15 protein-coding genes are annotated in these 19,963 nt (G+C 52.1%); 10 read left to right on the plus strand and 5 right to left on the minus strand.

What is annotated here, in order from left to right; translation table 11 throughout:
- Nucleotides 1-93 precede the first annotated feature (93 nt).
- On the plus strand, nt 94-1,020 hold the full coding sequence (locus tag BDE40_RS16150) for a glycosyltransferase family 2 protein (RefSeq protein ID WP_134016296.1): 927 nt from the start codon (nt 94-96) through the stop codon (nt 1,018-1,020).
- Nucleotides 1,021-1,065: 45 nt separating this feature from the next.
- Here the strand turns inward: BDE40_RS16150 and BDE40_RS16155 are convergent, their stop codons facing one another.
- Nucleotides 1,066-2,925, minus strand: coding sequence for a PKD domain-containing protein (locus BDE40_RS16155; protein WP_134016298.1), 1,860 nt, complete (start codon nt 2,923-2,925; stop codon nt 1,066-1,068).
- 285 nt (nt 2,926-3,210) lie between these two features.
- On the opposite strand from BDE40_RS16155, the gene BDE40_RS16160 reads away from it, so the two are divergent.
- From BDE40_RS16160 to BDE40_RS16170, 3 genes are read left to right on the plus strand one after another with little or no spacing between them, the layout of a single operon-like run.
- Nucleotides 3,211-4,791, plus strand: coding sequence for an oligosaccharide flippase family protein (locus BDE40_RS16160; protein ID WP_134016300.1), 1,581 nt, complete (start codon nt 3,211-3,213; stop codon nt 4,789-4,791).
- A 57-nt stretch (nt 4,792-4,848) separates the two neighbouring features.
- Nucleotides 4,849-6,297 (plus strand): hypothetical protein, encoded by a 1,449-nt coding sequence (locus tag BDE40_RS16165; protein ID WP_134016302.1) that lies wholly within the window; start codon nt 4,849-4,851, stop codon nt 6,295-6,297.
- Nucleotides 6,294-7,247 (plus strand): glycosyltransferase family 2 protein, encoded by a 954-nt coding sequence (locus BDE40_RS16170; protein WP_134016304.1) that lies wholly within the window; start codon nt 6,294-6,296, stop codon nt 7,245-7,247. The genes BDE40_RS16165 and BDE40_RS16170 overlap by 4 nt, the downstream gene beginning before the upstream one ends.
- Nucleotides 7,248-7,261: 14 nt before the next feature.
- On the opposite strand, the gene BDE40_RS16175 is transcribed toward BDE40_RS16170, so the two are convergent.
- The 4 genes from BDE40_RS16175 to BDE40_RS16190 all read right to left on the minus strand — a co-directional run bounded on the left by BDE40_RS16175 (nt 7,262) and on the right by BDE40_RS16190 (nt 12,840).
- A complete protein-coding gene (locus tag BDE40_RS16175; protein ID WP_134016306.1) occupies nt 7,262-8,656 on the minus strand; it encodes a porin family protein in 1,395 nt (464 codons plus the stop codon).
- Nucleotides 8,657-8,683: 27 nt separating this feature from the next.
- Nucleotides 8,684-9,292, minus strand: a complete 609-nt coding sequence (locus tag BDE40_RS16180; protein WP_134016308.1) for a polysaccharide biosynthesis/export family protein — start codon at nt 9,290-9,292, stop codon at nt 8,684-8,686.
- 233 nt (nt 9,293-9,525) lie between these two features.
- Nucleotides 9,526-11,988, minus strand: coding sequence for a tetratricopeptide repeat protein (locus BDE40_RS16185; RefSeq protein WP_134016310.1), 2,463 nt, complete (start codon nt 11,986-11,988; stop codon nt 9,526-9,528).
- Nucleotides 11,989-12,099: 111 nt separating this feature from the next.
- Nucleotides 12,100-12,840: a sugar transferase gene (locus BDE40_RS16190; protein ID WP_134016312.1), complete on the minus strand. Its 741-nt coding sequence runs from the start codon at nt 12,838-12,840 to the stop codon at nt 12,100-12,102.
- A gap of 415 nt (nt 12,841-13,255) precedes the next feature.
- Between BDE40_RS16190 and BDE40_RS16195 the strand changes: the two genes are divergently transcribed.
- The 6 genes from BDE40_RS16195 (at nt 13,256) to BDE40_RS16220 (ending at nt 19,914) form a co-directional block, all read left to right on the plus strand.
- The gene (locus BDE40_RS16195; protein ID WP_134016314.1) at nt 13,256-14,146 is read left to right on the plus strand and encodes an ExeA family protein; all 891 of its coding nucleotides are present in this window, start codon (nt 13,256-13,258) and stop codon (nt 14,144-14,146) included.
- The gene (locus BDE40_RS16200) at nt 14,143-15,687 is read left to right on the plus strand and encodes a GumC family protein (protein ID WP_134016316.1); all 1,545 of its coding nucleotides are present in this window, start codon (nt 14,143-14,145) and stop codon (nt 15,685-15,687) included. The genes BDE40_RS16195 and BDE40_RS16200 overlap by 4 nt, the downstream gene beginning before the upstream one ends.
- 289 nt (nt 15,688-15,976) lie before the next feature.
- Nucleotides 15,977-16,555, plus strand: coding sequence for a tyrosine-protein kinase family protein (locus BDE40_RS16205; RefSeq protein WP_246030500.1), 579 nt, complete (start codon nt 15,977-15,979; stop codon nt 16,553-16,555).
- Nucleotides 16,556-16,705: 150 nt separating this feature from the next.
- Nucleotides 16,706-17,716: a UDP-glucose 4-epimerase GalE gene (galE, locus tag BDE40_RS16210; RefSeq protein ID WP_134016320.1), complete on the plus strand. Its 1,011-nt coding sequence runs from the start codon at nt 16,706-16,708 to the stop codon at nt 17,714-17,716.
- 12 nt (nt 17,717-17,728) lie between these two features.
- Entirely contained in the window at nt 17,729-18,934 is a 1,206-nt protein-coding gene (locus BDE40_RS16215) for a glycosyltransferase (RefSeq protein WP_134016322.1), read from the plus strand.
- The gene (locus BDE40_RS16220) at nt 18,934-19,914 is read left to right on the plus strand and encodes a polysaccharide deacetylase family protein (RefSeq protein WP_134016324.1); all 981 of its coding nucleotides are present in this window, start codon (nt 18,934-18,936) and stop codon (nt 19,912-19,914) included. Before BDE40_RS16215 ends, BDE40_RS16220 begins: the two co-directional genes overlap by 1 nt.
- Nucleotides 19,915-19,963 lie beyond the last annotated feature (49 nt).

Raw genomic sequence — 19,963 nt, forward strand, 5'->3', positions numbered from 1 at the left:
AGACTAATTGCAAGTTTTTTGTCCCATGCAAGCGTCGTCACTGATACCTTCCAACGAGTTGATGGTTCAGTTTTAGGTAATAAGGGTTTTCACATGGCCAATGCCCACCGCCCCTATGTATTGATTTCCCCGTGCCGGAACGAAGCGGAGTATATGCGCCGCACCCTCGACAGTGTCGTCGCGCAAAGCGAGACACCCAACTTATGGATTATTGTTGACGATGGCTCGACCGATGAAACCCCAAATATACTTGCGGAATACGTAGCCCGACATGACTGGATCCGCGTTGTTCAAAAACCAGATCGCGGTCACCGCGCCGTAGGTCCCGGGGTTATTGAGGCCTTCTATGTCGGTTTGGAAACGATCAACCTTGATGACTTCTCATACCTTTGCAAACTTGATCTCGATCTCGATTTGCCACCTCGCTATTTTGAGCTTTTGATGGATCGATTGGTTGAGAACCCGCGCATCGGGACCTGCTCGGGCAAGGCTTATTTCAAAAACTCAAAAGGGAAAATGGAAAGCGAAGGCATCACTGATGAGATGTCTTTGGGCATGACTAAAATGTTCTCAGTGCGGTGTTTTCAGGAGATTGGTGGATTTGTCCGTGAAGTCATGTGGGACGGTATTGATTGCCACAAAGCTCGCAAACTGGGATGGACACCCCGCAGCTGGGATGAACCCGAGCTACGTTTCGATCACCTACGCCCCATGGGCTCAAGCCAGAACTCTATCTATACTGGCCGCCGACGTCACGGTTTTGGCCAGTATTACATGGGAACTCATCCAGTCTTTATGATCGCCTCGGCAATCAACAAATCGCGTGTTCCACCTTACCTATTGGGCGGGTTCGCGATGCTACAAGGGTATTTTGGGGCAATGCTGAAGGGCACCACTCGGCATAATGATCCAGATCTACGTCGCTTTATCCGTTCCTACCAATGGAAGGCGTTGTTCAGAGGGAAAATGAATGCGGTCACTCAGATAGAAGATGCCCATGCTCACCTCTGGAAACCATAACCGCAGAAACAGCTCCGGAACTTAGGGCTGTTTTATGTTCTCTATTTACGACTTCGAAATTTCGTGCGCACCGCGAGATGGGTGGGGTGGTCGCGTGTTGCCGTAAAAATCATCGTGCGCGACATCACCACTAACCGCGCCGCCAAGGGCTCGTGATCCAACGAGCGGAGCATAGCTTGCTACTGTGTTAGTGGGTGTCGCTGTGGCAGAAATCAATTTCACAGAACGGGTCCTGTAACCCAAATCCCTTGCTTCCCACAAGACGGGCGAAGTCTCCAAAGGACCATCACTATTCACCGGAACCGACAAGTTCGGTTGATGGATCACGTTGTTTCCAACGAAGACATCTGAGAATTGACTGGCAACGATCGCCTCTGTCAATGCTGAAGGATAGTTGAAGTAGTCGGAGTCCTGCATCAAATTTACCAGCGTGTTGTTGTAAAACTTAATAGGGGCGGAATAGGTCTCCGGGATGCCACCAGCCAAGTACATCATCTCGATGAAACCCGCGGGATTCAGGATCGTGGCATCCCTTGCGGCACCCGGAAAAACAATCACGTTATTGCGGATCGTCACCCCGCCCATCTGAGATCGAACACCGGCCCATGTCTGGTGGTTGCCAAGCAAATAGCATTTCTCGACCAACGCGTTGATTGGGCCCGAAGTAAGCCCTTCTTCCACTGTATATTCAAGAATGCCGGCACCAGCCTCCAAGGACGTTGCTTGAATTGTCGAGAAGAAGCCTGGATCACCGGCAACATTTTGGCGAAGGCAGGGTTGAATGGACTGATAGGAGCCGACGTGAGACCAGCCAATGCGGTTGAAAAAATCACAGTTGCTGATGATCAGGCGCTCACCCCGGTGGAAACGCAAGGGGCCCTGATTGTTGTGCTTTCCGTCTTGCGGCCCACCCGCACTAGCTTGCGGGTGACACGCCACTTTAGTACCCACGAGCGACAGGCCGACACCAACAGCATAAAGAAGACCGTAGCTGCGCCAGTTGGTCACCGAACAGTCATTCAACGCGATAAATCGGTGTGCGATGTTGGGGTCATTCGACGCGGCATAGATCGCAATATCCAACCCATCAAAAGAACAGCCGTCAAATAAGTGGATGCGTGGAGATCGGTCGAAGTGGTTAAAGCCGGTGACGTTTGAGCCGGTTTCCGTCACACTATCCCAAGGGCCTTTGAAATCGATGTTCTGCCAGACAAAATCCTTGTCCGTCCCAGAGCCGGAAGTTGATTTGTCATTCCAGTCAAACGATCCGGCCATATCGATAATCGGATTCGTCGCGGATCCGGGTCCGGCTACAACATGTGTCGAAGGAAGGCTGGTTCCGTCATTCATCCCGAAGTTTCGGCCACCAAACGGATAGGTCTCTCCCCGATTAAGCATGACGCGGGTAGGAATCCGGTCATTACCAGCAAACATGTCGAAGGCTTGGTTAATATCTGCAGCAAGGCGTGCACCCGCAGGGGCATCAGCGAAATTCGAAGATGGGCTAACGAAGATGGTTCGAATGCCGGGAAAGGCGGTGTCTGAATTGCCAATGGTGATTTGTAAATTGGCGGTGGTAGATTTTCCGCTGGCGGGTTCAACCACAAGACAAGATACGTTGTACGTCCCTGACGTGCGATAAGTATGGGTTACTACAGGACCATATCCGACGCCGGAACTTGTATGACCGTCAGCAAGGTTGTCGGGGGCGGAAAACGTGTATTCTTCGTCGAAATCCCAAAAATAATAGAGCTCGTGCAACTGTGGGTTGTAAACCGTTCCGCTGGCTGGACCAGAAGTGTCAAAGCCTGCGACCTCAACTTCCATAGAAATCGCTTCCGGTACGACTTCAAGGCCAGATCGGTTGAATATTACGATCTGCGCTGACGCATTTGAGCTTGCCACTGCTACACCCGTAGTCGAATACTATATACTGGTTTTTAACTAGCATCTTCCTGCATCAAATGGAAGAAATTGGTCGCCCCGGTCCTTGAACCAAACGCCATCTGATCAACTTGCACGCATGAATATACACCCCTTGGGTTCCACGGGAAACTGCGGTCCCGGTGACGCCTTGCCCTCACATGATCTGCGCTTCCAAGCACCTTTGCTTTGCCCAGTCGCTTCCGAGAAGATTGTCGTGGCAGCAATCACGCTGTCACCTTCTCACGCCTTGATTTGATCATCTAGATGGAACTCGACTTCCTCAAGAATCCATCTGAGTCTGGGCAAAGTGTCAACGATCTCAATACCCGCCGAACGATGGAAGTGGCCCCGTCTAGAGAGTTGAATTCAAGGCCAATTTTTCTGAGGCCAAATGCTGCTGCTCGCTTGTTCGGCCAGAATGCGTTATGTGCAGAACAGTGGTTTTGCCCGAATATTGTTGAGTCGTTTAGAATGAATACAAATTTTTTGTCGACGCTTCGCGACAACGGGATGAAAGCACGCGCTATTCGTGGCACCGCTTTGAGTGTTGTCGGCTTCGGTGGCGGGCAAGTTATCCGGCTCATCTCAAACTTGATCCTGACACGCATTTTGTTTCCAGAAGCCTTCGGGCTGATGGCACTGGTGCAAATCGTAGTGACCGGTTTGGAAATGTTCTCGGACATGGGAATTCATCCGGCCATAATCCAAAGCAAGAACGGCGAGGATCGCGATTTCCTCAACACTGCATGGACCATGCAGATTATACGTGGTCTGTTTTTGTGGCTGATCGCTTGCCTGATAGCCACGCCTGCAGCGCAGTTTTATGGTCAAGACGCGCTTATCCAGATGATCCCTGTTCTGGCCTTCACGACCGTCATTTCCAGTTTCAGATCGACCAACTATTCACTCGCCAGTCGACGTCTGACTCTTGGCCGTGTGACTGCAGTGGAATTGATCGCACAAGTTGCCGGAACGATTATTCTCATCTTAGTGGCACTTTGGCTTCAGTCAGTCTGGGCGCTCGTCATTGGGTCACTCATCGGCGTTACGATCCACACGATGCTCACGCATCTGATACTAGATGGTGGCCGCAACAAATTGGCCTGGAGCAAACCGGCCGCTTGGGAGATCTTCCACTTTGGCAAATTCATCGTAATTTCGACGATCGCGGGTTACTTGGTTAACCAAGGGGATCGCTTGATCTTAGGCAAATACGTATCCTTAGAGGAGCTAGCGATTTTCACTATCGCCTTCCTCTTTGGAAGCCTGCCGCTGACTCTCGCTATTCAACTCAACTCGCGCGTACTTATCCCACTGTTTAAACAGCGGCCACCGGCCGAGAGCGAGAATAACTTTCGCAAAATCAGACGCGCAAGAATGCTTCTACTCTTGGGTTTTCTGGCAATTTCTACGGCGTTATCATTGCTAGGCGAAGATCTAATCGAAGTTTTATACGACCCTCGTTACTATAGAGCTGGTCCTATGCTGGTTCTTCTCAGCCTGTCAGTTATTCCTGCGCTTTTGCTAGATGGGTACAAGGGTGTATTGCTGGCAAATGGGAACTCGCGCGATTTCACGATCATCATCGTCATTTCAGCCGTTGTTAAGACCGTGCTCTTGGTCGTGATGATTCAAAAATTTGGCATCGTCGGAGCGATCATTGCGCCGTTCCTTTCCGAACTCGTGACCTATCCATTGCTGGTCCACTACATCCGCCCCTATCGCGGGTGGCACCCCGGGTTGGATGTGTTGCTGTTGTCGATTGGTGTAGCGATCATGGCCCTAGCGTTGTGGCTAAGTCCTGCGGCGAACGAGTTACTGGTCACTGCCTTGCGCGGGGTTTGACATAAGCATGCCTAAGTTGTTCCATTCAAACACCAAAACCCGCGAAGGCAAAAAGGAATGATTGGGAACTTTATTCTGTTTGGCTGGCCGTTTGTCGTCGCCATCTTATTTTCAATGTACTCCAGACACGCGGCAATCTTGGCCTCCATTATTGTTGGCTACCTCCTTCTACCAGAGCAGCTTTTCTTTAACCTCCCCATTCTGCCTACGTTGGAGAAGCACACAATCCCCGCCTTGTCAGCATTCCTCATTCTTCTCATGATTGGTACAAGCTTGGAAAACAGGAATCTTTCTGGATGGCTGCCCAAGGTAGCTGTAGTTCGATTGCTGATGTTGGGACTGATTGCTGGTAGTTTTCTAACCGTACTCACGAATAGTGACCCACTGTCTTACGGCCCGCTGTTTATTCCTGCGCTTCGCCCGTTTGACGCGTTTTCAACCGTTCTCAGCCTTCTCGTAAGCCTGCTACCCTTCTTTCTAGCTCGTAAATATCTGGCCTATCCTGAGCAACAAAGGGCGGTGTTAATGACGTTAGCCGTGGCTGGCGCATTCTATGCATTTCTGGCGCTTTACGAAGTGCGGATGTCGCCACAGCTCAACAACATGCTCTACGGCTTTTTTCCTCATAGCTTTCTGCAACATATCCGCGGTGATGGGTACCGACCGATTGTGTTTCTCAATCACGGACTTTGGCTCTCGATCTTCTTTGCGATGGCCGTACTGGCAGCTTTCGGCCTATCTCGAGCTCAAAGTGCTAATCGAAAGATAAAGTACACCGTGCTTGGAATTTGGCTGTTGTTCGCTCTAATCATGTCAAAATCCTTGGGTGCGCTGGCAATCACCATGATGTTGTTGCCATTAGTATTATTCGTTCGCGTTCCCACTCAGATCCTCGCCAGCGCGATCATCGCATCAACGATTTTGCTTTATCCTGCGTTACGAGGCGGAGAGCTTATCCCGACTGAAACAATACTGGGGTGGGCCCAGATTATCGACCCAGAGCGCGCCGGCTCTCTGTCATTTCGGTTTTTCAACGAGGACATACTGCTGGAAAAGGCTCGGGAGAGACCGCTCTTTGGCTGGGGCGGGTTTGGCCGCAATTTGCTGTATAACGAAGCGGGCTTCGATGCCGCTGTTACAGATGGGTATTGGGTTTATTCGGTCGGAATTGGTGGTTGGGTGCGCTTCGCTTCAGAGTTCGGCCTACTATGTCTGCCTGCTATTCTCGCCTTTCTCAAAATCCGCAAAGATCAATACGGGCTGGAGACTTCAGTTCTTCTCCTCATTCTATCTGCCAACCTGATTGATTTGATCCCTAACGCGACAATTACTCCAATAACATGGTTGGTGGCAGGGGCCGTTTGGGGGCGAATAGAATTAGGTAGGCTTGAGAATGCCGATGACGCATCTGTTAAGCTGTCTGAAGAAACGAAACGACCCGCCTATACTCGGTTTGCGACGTCAGCTGTTTCCCTCTCCCAAACGAAAGGACAGGCGACGCAATGACCGTCGGTGTCGTAATCATAGGTCGAAATGAAGGCGTGCGTCTCATCAGGTGCCTCAGTTCGGTAACGGGACAGGCAGACATCGTCGTCTACGTGGATAGCGGCTCATCTGACGGCAGCCAGGCTGCGGCAAAGGAATTAGGGGCGGACGTGATTTCGTTGGATATGGATCTGCCCTTCACCGCCGCCCGTGCGCGCAATGAAGGCTTTACTCACTTGGCCACAAAAGATGAGGCGATTGAGTATGTTCAGTTCATTGACGGTGACTGCGCTTTGAATTCCGACTGGGTCGCACTTGCGAAAAAATATTTAGACGAGCATCCTCGCGTGGCCGTTGCTTGCGGTCGCAGGCGTGAAAGACATCCAACCGCTTCGATCTACAACCGGTTGATTGATCAGGAATGGGACACACCAGTAGGGGAAGCCATGGCTTGCGGTGGCGACGCAATGATGCGGGTTACAGCTTTCCAAGATGTATCAGGTTTTAATCCCGAATTGATCGCCGGAGAAGAACCGGAGCTTTGCGTACGAATGCGTGCAGATGGCTGGACCATATGCCGCTTGGATGCGGAAATGACTTTGCATGACGCCGCAATTTCCAAGTTATCCCAATGGTGGAAGCGAAATCGCCGCGCGGGACACGCTTACGGCGAGGGCGTCGCCATGCACGGCCGTCCGCCCGAGAAACACTGCGTACGAGAAACCAGGTCGGCATTGATTTGGGGGGTCGGCATCCCAGTGACCGCACTACTAGGATCACTTCTTTCGACGTGGGCTTTGGGCCTGCTACTGGCATGGCCCGCGCAGGTTATCCGGTTAGGAATTAGGGATGGTGACTTTTCCAGAGCCTTCTTCCTAACACTTGGAAAGCTTCCGGAGGCGCAGGGAATATTGGGCTACTATTTCGACCGTTGGCGCGGGAAACGTGTTAGCTTGATCGAATACAAATAGGTGACCGATCAATCCTACGGTCGGTAAGAAAAGCTTTTCTGAATACCTAGAAACACAGTGTTTCGTTTGCGCGTTGGCTGCGCGTCTTCGCGAACCGATGAATGCGAGAACCCAGAAACCAGATCCCACTGCCTAGCCAACTGATAGGCATGGCTGACATTAAAGCGGACTGAACGGCGATCAACCCCACCTGCGTTCAGAACGTTTTCCTCAACCAATGCAAGCCCTGCGCTGATTTGCGAAAGACTAGTCAATTCGCGAGCATATGACATATCGAGGCGGGTGTTGATCACCTCGTTGTTGCCACCATCGATCCCACCCGACTGTTGCAGCGAAACTTCAAAGGTGCTGTTGCGGTCGATTTGGTAGTCAAGCTGCACGTTGGCGATGGGCTGCGGGCTAAACCCATCGGTTTTGGTCGCACCGAGTGAGAATGAAAACTCGCCACGTCGCAGTTGGTAACTGCGACCAGCTGTAAGCTGGCGGCGTTTGCCATTTAGAGTGTCGTCTTCCGAGAACCGGAGCGAAACTTCGCCGTTCGGGCGGGCGTGTGCGAGTGAGAACGCGTAGTTCAGACCGTCGGTTTCATCTACAACCGTGCCGCGGCTGTCTTCGGTGCTGTAGGCAATCTCTCCGGTAAGCGTCGTCGAAGGCGTCACCTCGTATGTGGCGCCAATACCGATCCGAGATGTTTCGCGGTCGGTAGCACCTGCGCCTTGTTCATCTACTGTGCTGAAGCTGCCAAAAACGCTGGCTTCAAGATTTGGAGAAACTTCAAAGCTAAGGCGACCTTCGACGCGTTGCGTAAGGCTGTCGTTAAGTGACGGATCTGTTGTGTCTGAATACTCACTCTTCTCGAAAACATGGCGCAAAGAACCAGTTATCGGGCTTTCCCGACCCACGGTCAGGCCCGTGGTCAAATTGAAAACTTCGCGCTGACCGGCGCCTGTAGTGATGGCGTCATCTTCAAGCGAGGTATCAAAAGCTAGATCATCGACTTCATCACGTAGATAGAACCCGCCGAATGTTAGTTCTGTACTGCGATTGGATATCCTGTAGTCAAGCGACGCCCGCGTGCTTTCAAACTCTGTTGAACCACCATTTGTAAGGTTTTGCGCGATACCAGTGGAAAGATTGAAAGCCAAATATTGGCTATGTGTTTCGCTGGAAACGCTAAACGCGACAGAGGTCAGGGACCTCAAGCCTTCATCACTGGAAGAACCTGAAAAACCGTCTTCTTCGATATATTGAAAGCGCTGACCAACTTCCAATGTCGCAATGACCCCACCAGCATCCGTCTCTTGCGCCAGCAGAACAGTCGGACATAACAGAAGCGGCCCTGCCAAGAGCCCGATGAGATAGGTTTTTTGTAATGCGTATTTTTTCGCGCCTATGTTTTCAACTGCCACGAAAAGTCCACCTTTTGCCGCGTAAATTTACTCGAACAGCCTACGTTCCGGAACAACTATCACATCTCCTTCTTGAAGTTTGACGGACAAGTTTTGAACCGCCCCGCGAGACAGTGCTTTATAATTGATAACACTTACGGTTTGCGCCCCTGTCTTAGGGTTTGTTCTACGCAACTGCACACGTTTCTTAGCTGCAAAGTTGGTAAAACCACCCGCCTGCGAAAGGGCCTGCAGGAAGGTCGTGCCAGGCGACACTTCTCTGATACCCGGCGTGTTAATTTCACCTAGTAAGTAAACCGACATGGTTCTCGGTGGCGGTGGGTCGCGTCGTTCGACTGGCGGCCGCAAAGATACAACGGAAACAAACACCGTTGGGGAATTCGCAAAGTTGCTCGCGATTCCTTGCGCAATAGCAGATTCGATTTGCGAAGCGGTTCGTCCGCTCGCACGAACCGTGCCCGCATAAGGAAAGTCAAAAGTGCCCCCCGGCAACACAAGAACATTGCGCGCAAGCGAGGCATCTTCGAGAACCTCAATCGAAAGTGTATCACCGGATTTTACGCGGTAGCCACTTTGCCCGTGTGCTGCAGATACTGCTAAAAGAAGGCTAAAAACGGCCAACAGGAATTGTTTCATACCAAACCTCAATTTCAGACGCTCACAAAAACGTGCTCAACCTGATACTCCAGAGTTCACCAAAAGTGATCATGATAATGCCGCAAATCCAGCCGCTGGAGAAGAAAAACCGTCGGAAAAACTCACCAGATGCAGATTTGTACCTCAAGTAACACGAAAAATCGCTCATCTTGGCTACAACTAGGGTTTTTCAAGATTATGATCGTTCCAGCGTGGGTGAATGTGGCTTCGTTTCACTCTTGTGCAGATACCGAAGTCAGATGAGCAATTTCAGTCTCAATCTCCTGCCGTAGGTCTGAGTCGCCAACCGGCCCCACCCCCTCCAGTGCGCTAACCATTTGCTTAAGTGCCTGCTCTCTATCTCCATTCGAGGCGTAGGCCTGCCCAAGATGGAAATGAATCAGCGCGTCTTTGGGTGATCCGGCGGCCGCCGCTTCCAGGTAGGGGATTGCATTACTGACTGCCCCAGTTCGGTACAAAATCCAACCGTAGGTGTCTTGGAAGGCCGGCACGGCATCATTCTTTAAACGACGCGCTATCGCTTCCGCGCGCTGCAAACTTGCCACGTCATCGCGGTGTGTAGCCAATAGGCTTGCTAAATTATTTGCGATAATGGGGTTCGATGAATTGCGAGCATATAGCGCCTCATAGATACCAATAGCCCCCTCGATTTCTCCCGCAGCTTGGAGATACGATGCTTGCGCCCACAACAGATCTGGCGCACCAGGGACTGCATCAAGGCCCCGTTGAATAGTAGCACGTCCTGCTTCTGGGTCCCCCTGGGCCTCTCGTATGCGGGCCAACTGTAGATAGAGGCCTGCAGCTTCAGGTGTGTGGTCTAGTATGGTTTCTACTTCTGTCGCGGCTGCCTCGAAATCACGCGCGGCAGCAAGCGTCATAGCAAGAGCCGCGCGTAACTCTAGATTGTCAGGCGCGTCTTCGACAGCAGCTTTGGCAAAGGACAGCGCTGCTTGGGTTTGGCCTGCCTTTAACTGTGCTTGTATCAATGCAGTTTTAGGCACCAGAGCACCGTCACGTAGGACAATCCCTTCAAGGAACTCCACAGCCTGAGCCGGTCCAACTCGACGTGCCAGTATCTCTGTTTTAAGCAAATTAGCTGCGCTACTTCCCCGAGCTTCACCTAACTTTTCGAGGGTTTCGGCCACTTTCTGTGCGCGCGGCATGTCGTCCATCCGCAGATAGACATCCCCAAGCGTAGAAAGGACATCGAAATTCCCAGCCTCAATTCGCAGCGATGAAATCAAGATGCTTTCAGCGGCGAAAAGTTTTCCATCCCCCACAAGAGCGCGCGCATATCGCAAAGCGTATTTCGGCGCATTGTTTGAGGCCTCGACTGCTTGTGCCAGAAAACTAAGCATCAAATCGCGGTTGCCTTCGCGCTCGTAGGCTCTTGCGAGCAGAACCATCGCAGTTGCGTCCCCCGCTCTGTCATCCAAAACTGTTCGTAGATCGGCAATAGCTGCGTCTGTGTCGTCATCGGAAATTGACCAGTTGGCACGCATCATCAACGCATCCGAGCTACGGGCGTCAGCTTGTAGGACTTCAGCAATTTGAACGCGCGCGAGTTCCTCATTTCCACTCGCCACAAGCATCCGCGCTAAAGCCGTTTTGGATTGAAGGCGCGCTGCATCATCTAGCTTTAATGTCTCGGAACTCAGAACTTCGTGGAGCGCGGAGACCCCTTCTTCGCGATGCCCCATATCAAACATCAGCGAGGCACGGAACGCATGCAGAAATCCGTTGTCAGCCTCAGTTCCGGCCAACAGCTGATCTACCCTTGCTAGTGCAGAATCCGCCCCCTCAGTCTGCTGAATGAACTGCAAAAGCGTGACCATTGCTGCATCATATTCTTCTGGTTCAGCCGAGAGAACTAAGTCTTCAAGATAGCTTTGAGCGTCTTGCGAACGGTTATGCGACATCAGGAATCGTAAATAGGTTTCCTTGGGACCTTTTTCATCCGGAAACACATCGAGCATATTGCGCAGTTCCGCCTCAAGATCGGCGTGTTTTCCTAACCGCGATAATAGCTCCAAACGTAGGGTATACAGCCGCATCGACTGTGGTGCCTCCGCGATACTTTCAGCTACAAGTACAAGTGCGTCATCAAATCTGCGGTCAGCGATGCGGGCATCAAGCAGAATTTGACGCAAAATGCTGTTGTTCGGCAACTCAGTTGCCAAAGCCTCCGCTGCGAACACAAGACCTGCGCGCTCGGCACTCTTTCTCTCGATAAGCGCAGTACGATAGTTCATTCCAAGATCGATTGCCTTAATTTCAGAACGATTTGGAGCCAGTTTGACCGCCATTCCTCCATGGCGCGCGAATTCATCCCAATCACCCAACCAAAACGCCAATTCACTTAGCGCGATGCGGCCGTCAATGTCGTTGGGTGCACGCTCCACGAGGTTAAGAAAATCGCGATACGCTTCGCCCAAACGCCCCATAGAACGGTTGGACGTTGCAATATGGCGATAGGCTCCAAGATTGGCGTCATCCAATTGTAGCGTGTTGCGAAATTCAACAATCGCGCGGGGCAGATCGCCGCCATCAAGAAGCGTTAAACCGCTTTGATAGTGCCGCTCCGCACGTTCTTGAGACGACTCAAAACAGCCAGACAGTGCAAGGAACAACCCAAAGATCACAGCTTTTTTGCAAAGTTTAGACGTCAGCGACATGAAAAGCTCACTTGGTCGATCCCAAAAATAAACGGGGCCTGCCTAGCATAGCAGCCAGCAAGCCCAGTTCCAGTTTTGTCTGTGCCTAACGTGTGAGGTCACGCATAGAATTTAATAGCCAGTTCCCCGCACTACCACACGGAAGGTGCGAATAATCACAGCCATATCAATCGGGAAGGAAGCGATGTCGTTGTAAACATCGTCGTACTTGACCCGATCACGGAACCCGCAGTCATTGCGGTCGGATATCTGCCAAAGGCCCGTCAGCCCCGGGCGAAGCTCGTAGTAAGCGTCACCTTCATACATGATCTGCTGTTCCACCATCATCGGGCGTGGCCCAACCAGTGCCATATCACCCAGAAGCACGTTAAGAAGTTGCGGCAATTCATCTAGAGATGTTTTCCGCATGAAGTGGCCCATAGGGATGATGCGAGGGTCATTTTTCAGTTTCTGATCCCTATCCCATTCGGCTCTAGCCGATGGATTGGTCGCCAGATAGCTTTCCAATACAGCGTCTGCATTGGGCACCATGGTTCGGAACTTATAGAAACGAAACCGCTTACCATTTTTGCCAACCCGCCACTGCGTGTAGATCGGGTTATATCCATCACGCGCAACCAAAAGAGCCGAGAGGATCATGAGGGGCAAAATAATCGGTAAGCCCACGAGTATTAGCACAAAATCCACTGCGCGTTTGACGTATGCACGGTAGAATGAAATGCTCTGGTGAGAGGTGTGCGTGGTGAGATGACGTGATTGAGAATTTACGTCGAATTTAACAATATCAAAATCAATTTGCATGGCGGTTTTATTGGCCCAAGGGCCTACTCCATAACTCTGTAACAAAAACATGGCAGTTGTTGCCGGGTAAACTGCCCAATCCCCCCCTTAAGGCACCTGGCAGAACACAATATTAACAAAATATTAAGATATTTGCGAGTCTTTCCTTCGCAAAAAATCGCCTATTTACTGGGGCTTTGGTGAATTGGATTGCATTTCCAAAGAAGGCTTCACAACAATGACACAATGTTCGGGACAGCTCCCAAATGCGATTCGCTTCTGTCTAAAACAGCCACTGCTTGTCGAATTTTCGCATGCTCCACGAAGGGCGTGCGACGCGCTTAGCTTCTCATTGATGCCATTTTTCCCTGATATACAGTGACTTTGTATATTGGGTAACGTCATTCTAAGGTCATGTGTTAGAATGCGGTGGGAATAGTAATTGTGCAAGCGCGCCACGTTAGGTGCGCAAAGGTAATAAGCGGTAATGAGCAGATCACTCTACACAGATTTCTTCGGTTTCACCGAGCGACCGTTCACACTGTCGCCCGATCCGGATTTTCTGTTCTGGTCAGATAACCACAAGAAAGCGCTGGCCGTTCTGGAATATGGCCTGATGACTCACGCGCCGCTTACGGTGATCACCGGAGAGATCGGGGCGGGAAAAACCACTCTGATCCACCATCTTTTGCGCAACGCCGAAAAGGACATTACAATTGGTCTGATCTCGAATGCACAAGGTGGGCGGGGTGATCTTCTGCATTGGGTGCTATACTCACTTGGGATCAATTCAGATCCCAGCGATGATTATATCTCAATGTTCCAGAGCTTTCAGAACTTCGTTATTGAAGAATATGCTCAAGGTCGGAACGTGATTTTGGTGATCGACGAGGCGCAAAACCTCTCCATGGAGGCGCTTGAAGAATTACGCATGTTTACGAATATCAACTCCGGCAAGGACGAACTATTGCAGTTGATTCTAGTTGGGCAACCAGAATTGCGCGATTTGATTTCAGCGCCCGGACTGGTGCAATTCGCCCAGCGCGTGACTGCCACCTACCACCTCACAAACCTGAATGGGCCTGGGACGCGTGACTACATTTGTCATCGCCTCAAACACGCCGGGGGGAGTGGAAAAGAATTCTCAATCATGGCCATCCAAGCAATTTATCAGGAAACTGGGGGCGTGCCCCGGCTCATCAACAAGATTTGCGATCTTGCACTGGTCTATGCTGCAAGTGAAGAACGCGAGGGCGTAGGGGTTAATCTGATCCGGGAGCTTCTGGCCGATGGTCTGTTCATCAATTCAGAAATATCCGGTGAAGTTGTCCAGATGAAGAAGCCTATCGGGAACGTGTTAAACAAGGCAGCGGAATGATCTCTGACGTACGTTTCTATCTAAGTCTTTTACCGCGGCGACTGCCGGTCATGGTCGTACTGTTTCTTGTCTCCTCCATCGCAAGCGTGATTATCGCCCAGCGTTTGCCGCCGATGTATTCCACATCAGCGACGCTATTGGTGGAGTCTCCACAGATATCTGAGGATTTGGTGCGCTCGACCGTGCAGGTCACAGCTTCCGAGCAACTGCAGGTGATTCAGCAAAGGTTGCTGACCCGCTCGAACCTTCTCGACATTGCCAGGCAAGTGCGCGTCTTCCCCGAACAATCCACGATGACGCCCGATGAAATTGTTGAAGGCATGCGCGATGCAACAAACATCAGCCTGTCGATTGGGCGGGATCAGGTTACCCTGATGGTGATCAGTTTCGTGGCCGGTACTCCGCAAACTGTTGCCGATGTCGTCAACCAATATGTCAACATCGGGCTTGAGACGAACTCTGCCTTCCGCACCAACCTGTCCGAGGACACTTTGGCGTTTTTTCAACAGGAAGGGCAGCGCCTCTCGGACGAATTGGGGCTACAAAACGCCAAAATAGTTCAATTCAAAAACGCGAACGCCGATGCGTTGCCAGAAAATCTAGAGTTCAGTCTTGATCGGCGGTCTCTACTTCAGGAACGGTTATCACGCTCCGAACGCGAGAAGCAAAGCCTTGAAGCGCAACGTGCCAATATTCAGCGCATTTATGAGGCGACCGGCATTGTCAACAATCCCCGCGACACGCCCTTATCTCCGGAAGAGGCGCAGCTCAATCAGCTGGAAGCTGAATTGCGTGTCGCCCGCAGTGTCTATGCCGCAACCAGTCCACGTGTGAGAAATCTGCAGGTGCAGGTTGATGCGTTGCGCGCTCAGCTTGAGGCGACTGCTCCACGAGATGGGGGTCCCGATGAAAGCGACGATCTGAATCCGCAATCCGCGGCGCTGACGATCAGTCTTGCAGAGATCGATGGTCGTCTTGCAAATGCAGTGCAAGATATTGAGGACACAACCGAAGAATTAGAAATTCTGCAGGCGAGCATTGAGAAAACCCCATCCATCGGCATTGTCCTGTCCAGCATGGAGCGCGAACACGAAAACACTCAAGCTCTCTATAACGCGGCGGCCTCACGCCTTGCCCAGGCTCAAGCCAGTCAACGCGTCGAGCTTTCCGCCAAGGGCGAACGGATCACCGTGCTTGAAGCCGCGTCAGTGCCCAGTTCTCCCTCCAGCCCCAACCGGACCCAAATCGTTGCGCTTGGCATCCTGATCGGACTTGGCTTAGCCGCTGGCTTTTTTGCTTTGCTGGAATTTCTAAACCAATCCATTCGGCGGCCCGGCGACATTATCCGGGCACTTAACGTGACACCATTGGCAACTCTGCCACCGATTGAGACCAAAGCCGACAAACGCTGGCGGCGCGCCAAATTGATGATCTCGATATTGATCGTCACCGCCGCTGTCCCTGCAGCGCTTTGGGCTATCGATACCTACTATATGCCGCTTGATCTTCTCTATGAGAAAATCAAAGACCGCCTAACTTGATCTCTGTTCGAGCTGGAAAAGACTGATGGAAAAATTGCAAAAAGCACTGGAAAAAGCGCGAGGGCAGCGTGGTGGCACAAAAGCGCCCGATCTTAGGTCGCATTCCAAACAGTCGCAGCGGCGCGGGAAAACCGCGAGCGCAGCCGTAAAAGCGCCCCTCTCTCTTTGGGACGATCTGACCCCTTATGAGCCCAATCCAGATCTGCTTTTGCGCAACAGGATCCTAACACTCAACTCCGAAGCTGAGGCGAACCCATTCGATGTCCTGCGCACCAAGGTTTTTCTGCTAATGCAGGAGAACGGCTGGACGCGATTGGCCATCACATCGCCCAACAAGGATTGTGGCAAAACCACAACTGCCTGCAATCTGGCAATCGGGTTTTCGCGACAACGCGAGAACCGGACCATGCTGTTCGACTTTGATCTGCGCAGTCCGGCCGTGGCAGATATGCTGGGTCGCAAACCCAATCATGGCATCAAAGCCATGCTGACGGGGGATGTGCCCCCTAAGGATCAGTTGCTGTGCCTCCGAGGCAATGTAGCTCTTTCGCTGGGCAACATGGCCATCTCCGATCCGACACAGCTTCTTTTGTCAAAACACACGGCCGATATGTTGGATAAAGTGCAGGCCGATTTTGCCCCTGACCTCATGATTTTCGATCTGCCATCCATGTTTGCCGCCGACGATGCGCGGGCATTTCTCAAAAATGCAGACTGCGCTCTCATTCTTGCGCGTGCCGAACACACCACGATGGCTCAGCTCGATACCTGTGAACGTCAGGTTGCGGAATACACCAATGTACTAGGCATCGTGTTGAACAGTTGCCGCCATGCGGATGTAGAGGGAACGTATTTTGGATCAAAGTGAGTGACCAGATCGCAACCAAACCTACAGACCTAATAATACACTGTAGTTTTAAAAACTTACCTCATTTCAAATACATCACTACCGTACTTCCCGAGTGTAATTTACTGTCAACTGTATACGGAACAAGTGGACGCAAACTAGGAGCATATTTTGAGCAGGCATATTCTTCTGACAGGTGGTGCCGGATTTATTGGGTCACACACTTATGTCGCCCTAATAGAGGCCGGATATAGCGTCACTATTCTTGATAATTTTGAAAACGCTCATTCGGATGTGGCTGACAGGCTCGAACGCATTACGGGTGCGCCTGTATCCGTGATCAAGGCAGATGTCCGGGACGCAGCTGCTATGAAAGGCGTGCTCAATGCGGGTTTCGATGCCGTAGTGCATTTTGCCGCGCTTAAAAGTGTCCCCGATGGGGAAACTGATCCGGCAAGCTACTACCGCAGCAATTGCGCAGGCCTGATGAACACGGTCGAGGCGATGCGACAGGCGGATGTAAGGCGGATTGTGTTTTCCTCGAGTGCTGCCGTCTATGGTAACGCGGACGAGATGCCGATCTCCGAAGCCACAGCCGTCGCTCCGGAAAACACCTATGCTCGCACGAAAGCCTTCGGCGAAGAATATCTTCAGGCAATTGCCCATGCGCATCCGGACTTCAGGATTGGTCTATTGCGCTATTTCAACCCCGTCGGGGCCCACAGCTCTGGCCTGATTGGCGAGGACCCCAGCCAGCCCCCCGGCAATCTCGTGCCGGTCATCGCCCGGGTCGCGACGGGAGATATGCCTTCGCTAAAAATTTTCGGCGATGACTACTCCACGCCCGATGGTACGGGCATTCGCGATTATATTCATGTCGAAGATTTGGCCCGTGGTCATGTTCTGTCTCTCAATGCCTTGTTTGAGCGCGATGAGAGCCATCTGGTCAATCTTGGCACGGGATGTGGGTATAGCGTCCTAGAGGTAATAGCGACCTACAAGACGGTTTCGAACCGCGATATCCCGTTTGAAATTGCGCCTCGCCGCGTCGGTGATCCGGCCATCTCTTATGCGGATGTCACCCGTGCCCGCGATCTTTTAGGCTTCGAAGCAGAGCACGATCTGCGCTCCATGTGCGCCAGCAACTGGGCTTTCGCGGCTCAGTCAAAAGCTCTATCCTGAGGCTGCCCACTGATGCATGTCGCCTATCTAATCAACCAGTATCCTGCCGTTAGCCATACCTTCATCCGCCGCGAGATTCATGCGCTGGAAGCCCAAGGCGTGTCAGTCGACCGCTTTGCCTTACGGGGCTGGGACAGCGAACTTGTCGACCCGCTCGATCTCGAAGAACTCACCAAAACGCGCCATACTTTAAAAGGCGGACTGGCCCCGTTACTACTGGGTGCCATGCGGTTTGGTCTACGCAAACCGGGCGCATTCTGGACAGGATTGAAACTGGCGCTGGCCATGTCTCGCAAAGGTGCGCGACCTTGGCCTTTCCACCTCATCTATCTCGCCCATGCGTGCCAGATCATGGATTGGCTGAAGGGGTCAGGTGCCACGCATATGCACGCGCATTTTGGCACCAATTCGGCCGAGATCGCGGCACTAGTGCACGCCCTAGGTGGACCAAAATACAGCTTCACAATCCATGGCTCAGAGGTGTTCGACGTGCCGATCCATCACGCTTTGCCGTTGAAGGTTGATGGGGCAGAATTTGCAGTGACCTCCTGCGCCTATATCGGCAGCCAGTTGATGTACAGCATTCCCCATAAGCTTTGGGATAAGGTAAAGGTCGTGCATTGTGGTCTTGCCCCTTCGGCCTTTGAAGGCGACCCTGCGCCTTTGCCCAACAACCCTGTATTTCTAAGCGTAGGACGATTCAGCCCTGAAAAGGGTCACCTCATATTGCTGGAAGCCTTTGCGGCTCTTTATACAGATTCCCCGGATGCCCGCTTGGTTCTGGCAGGGGATGGCCAGATGCGAACTGAGATCGAAGCCCGAATAGCTGTCCTTGGACTAACAGACGTGGTCCGCATTACAGGTTGGGTTACTTCCGATCAGGTCCGCGAAGAACTGCGCAAAGCCCGCGCCCTTGTTCACCCGAGTTTCTCCGAAGGACTGCCCGTTGTTATCATGGAAGCCATGGCAGAGCGCCGACCAGTCGTCTCCACTTATATCGCGGGCATTCCAGAACTTGTGCGACCCAAGAAAACGGGGTGGTTGGTTCCAGCGGGGCAGGTAGACGAGTTAGCCGCTGTTTTGCGAGATTGTGCCGCAACCAGCGACAATGCAATGAACGCCATGGGCACAGCTTGTTTCGAACGCGTATTAGCCCGACACGATGCCATGACGGAAGCAGCAAAACTTAAAGCGCTTTTTAGCGCGCATTCGACGTAATGAAGGCTGCACTAAAACGGATCGCCCTAATGTTACTAACATCGGGTCCAGTCTATACGCTGCTGCGTAAATGTGCGCTTCAGGACGATCCTATAACGATCCTTTGCTATCACACCCTGCGGCCAGACACCGAACCCTTGGATGCGTGGACAACCCTTGGAGTGAGCGCTTTTCGAGATCAGATCACACTGCTCCGGAAGACTTATGATATCGTCTCCCTAGACGAGGCACTGACCTTGGGGAGCCGAGGGCGCCCTCGTGCAGTCCTGACATTCGATGACGGGGAGCGCGGTCTTTTCGATCATCTTCTCCCAATTGTGGAAGAGGAAGACCTGCCAGTTACAGTGTACCTGGCAACGGAACAATTCGTGCGCGATGAGCCATTTTGGTTCGATCAGGTCATGAACGCTTTGCAGGGCGCCGGTGAAACATTAATCGACCTGACAGACCACGGCTTGAACAAGTGGAAAATCGGTCCTGCACGAGGCAAAACCCGCTGGGTGCAAATTGGACTGGTTCTTGAAGCCTTAAAGGCAACACCCATGGCTGATCGTGACAGACTCGCGGCCGAAGTCGTAACGCAAGCTGGTCCCGCGACTGACGGCTTCACTCCATTGCACCCCATGACGTTGGTACAACTTAAGGAACTTGCGGCCCACCCGTTGGTGACCATTGGCGCCCACAGCCACGGCCATGAACTTCTTGACCAAATTTCGATCGATGCGGCGCGCATCTCGGTTGCCCGCTCTCGTGAGCTGCTTCAGGTTTGGACGCAACAACCTGTTCACCATTTCGCCTATCCAAATGGCAATTACACTCCTGCGTTGATGGCGATGCTTAAGGAGGAGGGGTTTGCCTCCGCGACTATTCTCGAAGACCGGTTGATGCGTACCGATGCACCGGCACTATCGTTGCCGCGAATCGGAGTGGGGCGGTACGACAGCTTTGCGCGTTTCAAACTGCGATTGATAGAAATATGAAGTGTATTGTCACGCTTTCAAACAAACTTCCCCGCGGAGATTTTGTGAA

The sequence above is a fragment of the Litoreibacter halocynthiae genome (genome assembly GCF_004365635.1).
In the GTDB taxonomy this organism is placed as follows: Bacteria; Pseudomonadota; Alphaproteobacteria; order Rhodobacterales; family Rhodobacteraceae; genus Litoreibacter; species Litoreibacter halocynthiae.

Excerpts from the sequence above, each read along its gene's own strand:
- BDE40_RS16215 (WP_134016322.1), top strand. The coding sequence starts at position 17,729 with ATGCATGTCGCCTATCTAATCAACCAGTATCCTGCCGTTAGCCATACC.
- BDE40_RS16185 (WP_134016310.1), bottom strand. The coding sequence starts at position 11,988 with ATGTCGCTGACGTCTAAACTTTGCAAAAAAGCTGTGATCTTTGGGTTG.
- BDE40_RS16190 (WP_134016312.1), bottom strand. The coding sequence starts at position 12,840 with ATGTTTTTGTTACAGAGTTATGGAGTAGGCCCTTGGGCCAATAAAACC.
- BDE40_RS16220 (WP_134016324.1), top strand. The coding sequence starts at position 18,934 with ATGAAGGCTGCACTAAAACGGATCGCCCTAATGTTACTAACATCGGGT.
- BDE40_RS16170 (WP_134016304.1), top strand. The coding sequence starts at position 6,294 with ATGACCGTCGGTGTCGTAATCATAGGTCGAAATGAAGGCGTGCGTCTC.
- BDE40_RS16150 (WP_134016296.1), top strand. The coding sequence starts at position 94 with ATGGCCAATGCCCACCGCCCCTATGTATTGATTTCCCCGTGCCGGAAC.
- BDE40_RS16160 (WP_134016300.1), top strand. The coding sequence starts at position 3,211 with ATGGAACTCGACTTCCTCAAGAATCCATCTGAGTCTGGGCAAAGTGTC.
- BDE40_RS16205 (WP_246030500.1), top strand. The coding sequence starts at position 15,977 with ATGCAGGAGAACGGCTGGACGCGATTGGCCATCACATCGCCCAACAAG.
- BDE40_RS16195 (WP_134016314.1), top strand. The coding sequence starts at position 13,256 with ATGAGCAGATCACTCTACACAGATTTCTTCGGTTTCACCGAGCGACCG.
- BDE40_RS16165 (WP_134016302.1), top strand. The coding sequence starts at position 4,849 with ATGATTGGGAACTTTATTCTGTTTGGCTGGCCGTTTGTCGTCGCCATC.
- BDE40_RS16200 (WP_134016316.1), top strand. The coding sequence starts at position 14,143 with ATGATCTCTGACGTACGTTTCTATCTAAGTCTTTTACCGCGGCGACTG.
- BDE40_RS16180 (WP_134016308.1), bottom strand. The coding sequence starts at position 9,292 with ATGAAACAATTCCTGTTGGCCGTTTTTAGCCTTCTTTTAGCAGTATCT.